A 6,392-nucleotide genomic window follows, 5' to 3' on the forward strand; every position below is an offset into this window, starting at 1 on the left:
ACATAGTTCAGTTCATCAGGTCTTTTTAGATAATAATTCATAAAATAGGCAAAAACGGTGGATATCACATCCATAGATAGAAAGGAAAACAGATAAATGATAATCAGAATTCGAAATGATCTAACCTTGAACGGTGCTGTTAAAGCCGCAATCGTAAAGCGTGATTTTTCCGTACTCACCATAACCCTCTCCTTGGTAAAGAAGAAAATAAGCAGGAAGGGTACCGCAAAAAACACACCAAAACAGAGGGCCATGACCATATATCCTGTGTCTTCATTTCCAAACATTTTTACAATTTCAAGTGGCAGCACCGCGCATAGCAGAGAGGAACATTGCGATAAGAAGAGCCGCGTGCCATTAACCGTATTTCTTTCCTTATAATCAGTAGTGATCTCACTACACATAGCCGCATAAGGGATCATCACCATGGTTGAAATGGTTGAGTACAGGAGATAAGCAAACAATACATAGCAGAACTTGACTATTTCGTTGTCTCCCGAGATCGGATACCACAACAGGAAATACGAGATGATGATGCCGAAAAAACCAATGAAAAAATAAGGCTTCCTTCTACCCCATTTTGTCCTTGTATTGTCTGTTATAAAACCCATTAATGGATCATTTACGGCATCCCATACTTTACTAACTAAGATTAAGGTTCCAGCCATCACAGGTCTTATTCCAACCACATCGGTTAAAAAGATCAAATAGAAAAAAGAAATGATGAGCTGGGCTCCCCCGCCAAATATATCTCCGGAAGCAAATGTAAAAATTTCAGCCTTGGACAGTTTGTTTCCCACTTTTTGCATAATTTCGTTTCCCTTCATAGTGCTTCATTGGCCACAAATAAAGCGTTTACAAATGTTCACTGTGCCACTATAATACGTCTATTAAAGCGTTATTCCAACATGAAAGAGAGAGATGTACGATGAAACGGTGGTTACCGATTGCGATACTACTTACTAGCATGCTTTACATTTTGGAGCTTCGACCTGATCATGAAGCATTTAAATTCTTATTCAAATTAATTCCGATGTGTCTGATATTTTATTACGCTTACACGCATATGCCCTCAACCAAAAAAAACGTTCATTGGCTGATGTTAATCGGCTTATTCTTCGGTATGCTTGGTGATGGATTGATTATGTTTTGGTTCGTTTTCGGGCTTGCCGCATTTCTTATCGGTCATTTATTTTATACAGCTGGTTTTCTCGTTCAATGGCGGTTTTCTTGGTTACGGATCTCTTCGATCATACCGATCTCCATCTTTTCATTCTTAATGGGCAGAGAGCTATTGATCTCCCTAACAGAGCAAGATAATGCTGGACTAGCGGTACCTGTGTTGTTCTACATTATCGTTATCTCTCTTATGGGTTGGGCTGCCATTATGACTGGTAATAAATTAGCTATCATCGGCAGCGTCCTGTTCATGATTTCGGATTCCATTCTATCTTGGGACCTGTTCGTCTCTCCCATCTCCTATGCAGATATCCTAATCATGTCTACCTACTATAGTGCTCAATTCATTATTGCACGCGGTGCAAAAAGCTTCAGCAAATAATCGTTCAGCAGAATACGGTCAGGATCCAACGTCTCCCTGATCGCACAGAAACGCTCCCACATCGGATAGATCTCCTTCAACTGTGCAGCCTGAAGAGAATGCATTTTCCCCCAATGCGGTCTTCCGCCATGACGGAGGAAAATGCGCTCCATCGCTGCGAAATAGTCTTCATACAGCATACCTTTATACATATGGACGGCAATATACGCGGAATCACGCTCATAGGCCGGACTTAGCCAGATATCATCACCTTTCGCATACCGACACTCAATTGGAAAATGAACATCAAACTTCTCACGCGCCATCGTCTCACGCATTTCTTCAATCACTGCAGGCATGGCTGCTGCGGGGATGTTATATTCCATCTCATTGAAACGAACTAGCCTTTGGGTTGCGAACATCTGGTGACTGTAATTGACTTTCCGGCTCACCGGAACTTGAGATGCCGAAAGACGACTCACGGACGGACTCATCCGCGGCAGCTTACGGCACACTTCCGAAAGCAGATGGAAGGCTGTATTTTCCAGCAATACGTCACTTATATAATCCCGTACCTTACGATTCGTTACCTTCGCGTTCGTCTCGTTCATCAACTTCACCTGGCACGGATCGGCATACGGAAACCAATAAAATTCGAAGTGACGGTTTTCGTCAGCCAGAACGGACAGCTGTTGCAAACAAGATTTCAGCGGGATTCTTTTGCTTTCATACGCCAACTTAAATGCGGGCTGAAGCCTGAGTGTAACTTGAACGATAATGCCGAGAACGCCAAGCGATACCTGCATTGCTTTAAACCATTCAGGGTGCGATTCCTCTGTACATTCGAGAACTTCCCCGGTACCAGTGACGATTGTCATGCCTATCACTTGCGTGGCCATATTACCGAATTCGCGGCCAGTGCCGTGAGTTCCTGTGCTGATAGCGCCTGCAATAGACTGAACATTGATGTCTCCCATATTCTCCTGAGCCAATCCATGTTCGAACAATTTCTCCCCGAGCAGCTTCAACTTTGTACCTGCCCAGACCGTTGCGGTTCTAGCTTCAGGGTCTACTCGGACAAGCCCCTGCATCCGATCAAGCGAAACCAAAACATCATTCGATGCCGCGATCGGCGTAAAGGAATGTCCCGTTCCGACCACTCTCAGCTTTCGACCTTCTTGTCTGCACATGCGAACCACTTCAACAACGGCTTCGATCGAATCTGGATAGCGCACAGTTTGTGGCGATGCCTGAACATTGCCTGACCAGTTCGACCATGTCAACGAATCCTGTTTCATAGAAAGCATTCCCCCATTCCGCGGTATGTCGGATATTCAGCCACGATGCTGCCTTTCGAAACGGCATATAAAGTAAGGAATCGCTCACAGATTTCCCCTGCTTTCGCATGTCGGAAAAATACCGGATCACCGATCGCGAGTTGAACGCCACCTTTGAGACGCAACGGTGTTTGTACTTCGCCAGCCCCTTCTAGTGGGAATAGCTCCAAACCTTCCGGTAAATATGGCTTCGCTTGTTTGTCTTTGCCAACGGCTCCCGATGCGGTATATCCACCGCCCAAGCAAGTCACTACGTCTGGCTTCGGACGCCGTACCACCTCTACCGCATAACCAACCGCCGGTTGATAACGGAACGACGAATAATTGTCGAATAACCCAGGTGCGTAAAACCCGGAACCCGCTGTAATTTCCGTTACACAAGCTTCCTCTCGCGAGCTGTCCATACTGCCCGTTCCACCCGCGTTAACGAATCGAAGCTGGACGTTCATAGCCTGAAGTCCTTCCACGACTTCTTGTCTCCGCTTAGCCGCTTCAATGATGGAGCGCTTCTTCAATACTTGCACGATCTTATTCTTCAAGTACTTCCCAGGCACGTTATCGCCGACGCCTGCAATTTGCGCCTCATACCCCATGATCCCTTCCAGCTTCAACCATGAAGATTGGATAATCCGCTCCGCAACAGGACGCACGTGATGCCAAGAAGTAAGCGGTGAGCGCCATACGCCGAAATGCAAGCCAGGATAATCCGCCGACATGTCGATATCGATACATAACGGAACGGATACTTGCAACGCAATCGCAAGTCGTTCAATATGTTCGATTTGTTCCACGGAATCGACCATCAAGGTGATCGAGCGGCCTTCGCCAATAAGCTCGATCAATTCGGTGATAGCTTCTGGCTGCCACTGCGGATAGCCAAGCAGCAGATCGTCGAAACCATGCCGCGCCAGGAATGCGGCTTCGGCAGCGGTATAACACATGACGCCCTGAAAGACATCATTCATGGCCAATATTCGGCGCATCGCATCGATACAACGGATCGACTTACTCGCAATTCTTACATTCTTGCTGCCTGCTGCCCGAGCAATCGCCCTTGCATTGTCATCCAGCATGTCCAAGTCCACGAAAGCAAAAGGCTTTGGGACATGTTCGAAAATCTGCTTGTAATACTCGTAAGTTCCCTTCATCCTCTGAATTCCTTCCTAATACAGTAGTATGTTTAGTCTTTAAAAGTTTGATAATAAAGGAAATCTCGCTATACACGAGACCGATTTCAAATGTATACGCTTCCACTTCACTCTTGTTGAAATCTACTTGAAAAGCCCCATGGGCTGCCTTGTTAAATTTATATTATAGCATCATTTTCTGAAGACGTCGTGCGTGCACTCAATAAATCCTTTTCATTAGAAGGATTGACATGAATTTATTTCCCAGCATGGGCTTTAAAATGAAAAATCCCCTATTTAAGGGGATCTGTAAGAACTCATGTTTGTTTGTTTTCAAGAAAATGACGCAATAAATGTAGTGCAACTGTTTTCCGATAAACCGCTGTAGAGCGTTGATCATCTATTGGTTTTAATATGCTTTCAAAATCAGCAACAACCCCATCAATTAACTTATTATCCAACGGAAATGCTTCTCCCAATAATTTTTTTTCAATATCCATAGAACGTACAATGGTTGGTCCTACTGCACCGAAAGCAAATCGAGCATCACAAATCCTGCCTTCATCCCAACGCATCGAACCTGCAAACGATATTTTAGCTATTGCATCTGCTCGTCTGTTAGCCACTTTCTCAAAAACAAAATAAGTACGATCCTCTTGCACTTCTGGCAAAATGATTTCTGTAACGATTTCATCCTTCAATCTGTTCACTTTTCTAGGTCCCTGAATAAAATCTCGAATCTCAACAACCCGCTCCCCTTTAGAGGATCTTAATAGGATTTTAGCGTTTAAGATATATAACAATGGCAAAGTATCACCTGCAGGGGACGCATTGCAAATATTCCCGCCAATCGTTCCTCTATTTCGAATAGCTGGCGCGGCAATTTCTTTTATTGCTTTTTTTAGTATTTCCGGTGTGAGGGGGTGTTCGATCATTTCGCTAAAGGAACAACAAGCACCTATATGAATGTCATGATTCATCTTATCAATCTGCTTTAATTCTTTTAAATGATCAATAAATACAATGGGTTTATCAAACTTGGCAGGTGCCCCTCTCGGACTTTTATGCTGTACCATAACATCTGTGCCGCCCGCAATAATTTGGCAGTCTTCTCTGGCTAGTTGAGTGATGGTTTCTTCTAAACTCATAAATCGGTAGGAGGTACTGGTATTCATTACCATAAGCCTTCACCCTTTTTCGCCGCTAAGTCAATCGCATCCACAATCATGTTATAGCCGGTACAACGGCACAAATTTCCGGAGATTCCTTCACGAATCTCTTCTTCTGTCGGATGAGGGTTTTTGGATAACAGGCCTGCGCTTGCCATAACCATGCCTGGTATGCAAAAACCACATTGAACTGCACCTGCTTCAGAATAACATTCACTTAACATTTGAAACTGATCTGTCTTACAATACCCATCAATGGTAATAATATCTGCTCCTTCGATGGCGCCAATGGGAATAAGGCAGCTATTCTGCACAAGCGTATTAACAAGGACACTACAAGTCCCGCATTCTCCATCGCCACAGCCTTCCTTTGAACCGATTAGCTGAAATTCGTCTCTTAATAAATCAATCAGCCTTACGGTGGAGGGAGCTTCTGTTTCCACTTCTCTTCCATTCAGGTTAAATTTAATCAATCGCTTCCCCCCGCCTTCTTTGTCAAACTTTCGATAATCAATTCTGGCGTAACAGGAATTTGGAAAAAKGGTATTTGCAAGGCATCCTCAATCGCTGCTTGCACAGCCGGAGCCCCTCCCGTTAATGGCAATTCACCGACACCCTTCGCACCATAAGGTCCTCCGGCAAATGGATTATCATAGAGTTTACTTTCTATATGGACTACATCCATAGCCGTTGGGGGGCCATAGTCTGAAATGCTTTTTTGCTGGATCTTACCTAATTTAGACGTCATTTTTTCCATATAACCGTAAGCGATCCCTTGTGCCATGCCGCCATCGATCTGACCTTTAACAATTCGATCATCAATCGTTTTTCCTATATCAAAGCTGCCGTAAACTTTCTCCACTTGAACATTTCCGGTTAAGGTATCCACTTCTAGTTCGATCATATTGACTCCCCACGCATAAGCGGGATAAGCATCTCCTGAAAATTTTTCCTCATCCCAAGGAATCATTTCTTCATGAACATAATGTTCTACTACCTCTTGATATACGCCTGATTGCCACCCAACTTTTAGTTTACTTGCTGCTCGTTCCAGCAATTTGCCGACAATCATCGTCGTTCTGGATGCGACGGTTGGACCCGAATCAGGTACTTCTTTCGTATCCGGATATGGAAACGATATGTCTTCGTATGGTAGTTCGAGCTCTTTGGCTACAATTTTGCTCATAATGGTTAGCGCGCCTTGACCCATATCTGAATT

7 protein-coding genes are annotated in these 6,392 nt (G+C 44.3%); 1 reads left to right on the top strand and 6 read right to left on the bottom strand.

All coding sequences use genetic code 11. From position 1 onward, the window contains the following. A partial coding sequence (locus AC1DVJ_RS29245; RefSeq protein ID WP_477596132.1) for an MFS transporter occupies nucleotides 1-800 on the bottom strand: 800 nt, incomplete at its 3' end. A gap of 128 nt (nucleotides 801-928) precedes the next feature. Between AC1DVJ_RS29245 and AC1DVJ_RS29250 the strand changes: the two genes are divergently transcribed. Next, on the top strand, nucleotides 929-1,561 hold the full coding sequence (locus tag AC1DVJ_RS29250; RefSeq protein ID WP_477596134.1) for a lysoplasmalogenase: 633 nt from the start codon (nucleotides 929-931) through the stop codon (nucleotides 1,559-1,561). On the opposite strand, the gene AC1DVJ_RS29255 is transcribed toward AC1DVJ_RS29250, so the two are convergent. The 5 genes from AC1DVJ_RS29255 to AC1DVJ_RS29275 all read right to left on the bottom strand — a co-directional run. Next, nucleotides 1,519-2,847 carry a D-arabinono-1,4-lactone oxidase gene (locus AC1DVJ_RS29255; protein WP_477596137.1) on the bottom strand — a complete coding sequence of 443 codons (1,329 nt, stop codon included), beginning with the start codon at nucleotides 2,845-2,847 and terminating at the stop codon, nucleotides 1,519-1,521. The two genes, AC1DVJ_RS29250 and AC1DVJ_RS29255, sit on opposite strands and share 43 nt — an antisense overlap. Then, on the bottom strand, nucleotides 2,835-4,025 hold the full coding sequence (locus AC1DVJ_RS29260) for an amino acid deaminase/aldolase (protein ID WP_477596139.1): 1,191 nt from the start codon (nucleotides 4,023-4,025) through the stop codon (nucleotides 2,835-2,837). Before AC1DVJ_RS29260 ends, AC1DVJ_RS29255 begins: the two co-directional genes overlap by 13 nt. 296 nt (nucleotides 4,026-4,321) lie before the next feature. Further along, nucleotides 4,322-5,185 (bottom strand): FAD binding domain-containing protein, encoded by an 864-nt coding sequence (locus AC1DVJ_RS29265; protein ID WP_477596141.1) that lies wholly within the window; start codon nucleotides 5,183-5,185, stop codon nucleotides 4,322-4,324. Next, complete coding sequence (locus tag AC1DVJ_RS29270; protein ID WP_477596143.1) at nucleotides 5,179-5,646, bottom strand: (2Fe-2S)-binding protein; 468 nt, start codon at nucleotides 5,644-5,646, stop codon at nucleotides 5,179-5,181. The genes AC1DVJ_RS29265 and AC1DVJ_RS29270 overlap by 7 nt, the downstream gene beginning before the upstream one ends. After that, on the bottom strand, nucleotides 5,643-6,392 hold a 750-nt coding region (locus AC1DVJ_RS29275), incomplete at its 5' end, for a xanthine dehydrogenase family protein molybdopterin-binding subunit (protein ID WP_477596145.1). The genes AC1DVJ_RS29275 and AC1DVJ_RS29270, both read right to left, overlap by 4 nt.

This window comes from Paenibacillus sp. P4_A9, assembly GCF_056402415.1.